Below are 271 nucleotides of genomic sequence, written 5' to 3' on the forward strand. Positions count from 1 at the left end.
AAGAGAACCTGAAACCGTGTGCCTACAAGTAGTCAGAGCCCGTTAACGGGTGATGGCGTGCCTTTTGTAGAATGAACCGGCGAGTTGCGTTAGTCAGCAAGGTTAAGTCAGAAAAGACGGAGCCGCAGCGAAAGCGAGTCTGAAGAGGGCGAGAAGTTGGCTGATGCAGACCCGAAACCAAGTGACCTACCCATGACCAGGTTGAAGGCGCGGTAAAACGCGCTGGAGGACCGAACCCACGTAAGTTGAAAATTGCGGGGATGAGTTGTGG

General features: G+C 53.5%; 1 rRNA gene. It reads left to right on the forward strand.

Features of this window, described 5'->3' with window-relative positions:
* Positions 1-271: ribosomal RNA gene (locus lacNas_RS00335) — 23S ribosomal RNA — on the forward strand; the annotation flags it as partial.

This window comes from Lactobacillus nasalidis, from assembly GCF_016587775.1.
Taxonomy (GTDB): domain Bacteria; phylum Bacillota; class Bacilli; order Lactobacillales; family Lactobacillaceae; genus Lactobacillus; species Lactobacillus nasalidis.